This is a genomic window from Pseudomonadota bacterium (assembly GCA_023229365.1).
Lineage (GTDB): Bacteria > Myxococcota_A > Polyangia > JAAYKL01 > JAAYKL01 > JALNZK01.
Window position 1 is genome coordinate 1 of the sequence record JALNZK010000248.1, and the last position, 2,744, is coordinate 2,744.

Genomic DNA, 2,744 nt, shown 5'->3' on the forward strand with positions numbered 1-2,744 from the left:
CGATGATAATCGCACAATTTTTCAGGGTTGCCGTTGGGCACATCTTGATGAAACGCACAAATGCAGCCCTGATCGCAACAACCACAGGATAGTGTTTTCATTTTGTTTTCCTCAGTGTTTTTCGCCACTGTCTCATCTGCCACCAACCAAATGTACAGGAAAACAACCGCCGATATATCCTGCGGAATAGACTTGGTTTGTCACAAGTGCAATTCTCTGGTCGAGTAAAAACCAACACTTGTCCAGCCTTGAGGACTTCGCCACCCCATGCCCTACCCTTCATCCCCATATTGGGACTATAGGATATGACAACGGCGTGCCTGACTGGCCTATTCATCCTCGGCTTCGTCCTCAATAGCTGAGGCAATGGCGGATACTTCGCCATAATTGTCCTTATCCAGTTCGACAAAATACTCTATCTTATCGAACTTGCAGAAGGCCACATTGTCCAAGTTGACACAATGGCTGTCGTTGCCTGCGGTGGTGTATTCGGGCGGCTGTTCCGACATACTACGATCATCACCAAAGGCAGGAGTACCATCATAATTTTCCCACCAAGCATCAGATTCCGCTTGAGCTTCCTCATCATTGATATGGTGCCCGTATTTGTCACTATCGGCCCAATGGTTGATAGCTTCATCGGGGCTAGCGGCTTCAATGACAAAGAAAGGATTGAGAGCGTTGGCAATGGCAACTTGCACAACATGGCATTGACCAAACCAGCCACCGGGATTCATTACATCGGCAATCACCGGCTCATCCCGTCCATCCAACCAGATTCGTGCTTTGATTTTAGCTGTCATAATAACCCTTGAATGTACAGGAAAACCTATTGACCTTCAACCAGCATCTTCTCCCACACTCTCCGTCTATCGGCATCAATTTTAGGGTCGGCCAGAGCTTCCCTAACTTCCTGTTTTTTAATGAAAGCAGGAACATACTCATTGTTTGTGATTAGTTTGCCGTAAGCATTGTAGGCGTATTTCCCAAACCGTTTTGTTTTCCAGCCAATATGGCACTTGTCGGGCACGGTGTTTCCCATAAAGATTTCATCATCGCCTTGCTCTGGATGATGTTTCTTTATGGGACGAGTGGGAATGTCTCCCATCGAGCCACTTCTATCCAATGAAAGAACCCTTATCCCATCATTAAGGCAAAAAACTTCTACCAACCGTTTGGTAAAGTCCGATACCGATGCATGGGCATCTAAAGCGGCTTGCTTGCCAACGGTAGGAATTGTTCGTACCGTGGACTGAGGCATCCTATTCCACTCACCCATCAAAGTTGACCAATTCGCTGTCAACTGTGCCGGGGTCATGTGTCGTCGCTTTTTTGTTTTCATGCTGTTGCAATGTACAGGAAAAACTAGTAGTCGCTCATGGGAAAGAACTCCCGATATTCTTTTCGCCGCCTTAGTGCTTCGTCAACTAAAGCTATTTTTTCGGGAGTGAGGTCAACGAATCGAGTCATACCATCCTGCCCCGGATTACTCTCATGCTGATGCATAAGCTCAAACGCACCTTCGGGGGTGGGCGTTGGTCCGTAGATGTTGCAACCAGAATGATAATCATAATCGTATTCATCCTGGGCAACAATACAATACCATTCCCCCGGATTACGTTCAATTTCATCACAGGCTCGGGACATGCTCATTTTTTCTAATCCTTAATTCGCATGTGGTCTTCGTTGCACAAAAAAAGAGCATCCATACCATCTTCTTGCATGGCTCGAATGATGCCGTTGATTTGCTCCCATTGTTTGGGGGCATAGCTTGCATCACCGGCCATATCCGTTTCCACATCTCCCTTGTAGCTCAAGAGATAATACAGTGGAACAACGAATGAGAATCCCCCATCTTCATTACGACAAGGGGACAACTCATACAGGATAGTGGCAAGCTCTTCAGATATATCCTGTATGTCGATGTAGGCAAATGTTTTTGTTTTCATGTGTTTCCAATGTACAGGAAAACAATCTATGACAATTGGGGACTACCACAAGTTGCATTTAACTATCTTTGTCACCACAACAAAGATAATTAAAGGTGGTTCAACTCGCACCAATCCCCATGTGTCATAGATTGTAAAAACAGTGGATAGGGCAGGTAATAGCCGTCGATCAAGCTATATGCCTGTTGTGAACTTGACGCCTCCAGCGTTCGCCGCCCTATCCGTAATTAATGAGGTCTACTTAGTACCACAGGCTCGCTTTCGGACTCGTACCTTGGACTCGTTCGCTTTCGCTAACTGCTCTGGCACGCTGGGGGCTTTATTAGTTGGAGTTTCCCCACGCCAGCTACAATCCTATCCAAGCCTATCCTACCGGCTTTGTGGCAGCCCTCACCCCGGTCTTATACGGTTGACCGGCACCTGCACTCACTGGTTGACCCTTTCGAGCCATTGCTTGCTTCCTTGCGGGGAAGCAACCAGCCGCAGATTCCAACCTTCAGGCTTTACCTTCACACCTGAACGCAACAAACATCCAATGTACAGGAAAACAGGGGGCAAGTCGGCGGCGTGACACACATTGATTGCCGCCGACTGCCCCGATTTTCGTACAGACTTGGGTGGCTAGCCAAAATTTTAATCCCAAGTCCGTTTCATATCGGCGGGGCGGTATTGGCATTGGCCACCGACACCCGCATCTCCCGACAGGCGGTAAGCGGGTACGATCCCCGCCCCGGCTGTATATCTGGGGGAACCTCAGAAGTCCCCGGCATCTTCTTGCGGCCCATTCGTCCGCTG

Annotated in this window: 4 protein-coding genes; all 4 read right to left on the reverse strand. The window is 48.1% G+C overall.

The features are described from left to right. Nucleotides 1-329 precede the first annotated feature (329 nt). Genes M0R80_31860 through M0R80_31875 form a run of 4 tightly spaced genes read right to left on the reverse strand, consistent with a single transcriptional unit; the run spans nucleotide 330 to nucleotide 1,949 of the window. Entirely contained in the window at nucleotides 330-803 is a 474-nt protein-coding gene (locus M0R80_31860) for a hypothetical protein (protein MCK9464237.1), read from the reverse strand. Between the two features lie 26 nt (nucleotides 804-829). Then, complete coding sequence (locus M0R80_31865; GenBank protein ID MCK9464238.1) at nucleotides 830-1,342, reverse strand: hypothetical protein; 513 nt, start codon at nucleotides 1,340-1,342, stop codon at nucleotides 830-832. A 23-nt stretch (nucleotides 1,343-1,365) separates the two neighbouring features. Further along, complete coding sequence (locus M0R80_31870) at nucleotides 1,366-1,653, reverse strand: hypothetical protein (protein MCK9464239.1); 288 nt, start codon at nucleotides 1,651-1,653, stop codon at nucleotides 1,366-1,368. A 5-nt stretch (nucleotides 1,654-1,658) separates the two neighbouring features. Then, nucleotides 1,659-1,949, reverse strand: a complete 291-nt coding sequence (locus tag M0R80_31875) for a hypothetical protein (GenBank protein MCK9464240.1) — start codon at nucleotides 1,947-1,949, stop codon at nucleotides 1,659-1,661. Nucleotides 1,950-2,744: the final 795 nt, after the last annotated feature.

Excerpts from the sequence above, each read along its gene's own strand:
- M0R80_31860 (MCK9464237.1), bottom strand. The coding sequence starts at position 803 with ATGACAGCTAAAATCAAAGCACGAATCTGGTTGGATGGACGGGATGAG.
- M0R80_31865 (MCK9464238.1), bottom strand. The coding sequence starts at position 1,342 with ATGAAAACAAAAAAGCGACGACACATGACCCCGGCACAGTTGACAGCG.
- M0R80_31870 (MCK9464239.1), bottom strand. The coding sequence starts at position 1,653 with ATGAGCATGTCCCGAGCCTGTGATGAAATTGAACGTAATCCGGGGGAA.
- M0R80_31875 (MCK9464240.1), bottom strand. The coding sequence starts at position 1,949 with ATGAAAACAAAAACATTTGCCTACATCGACATACAGGATATATCTGAA.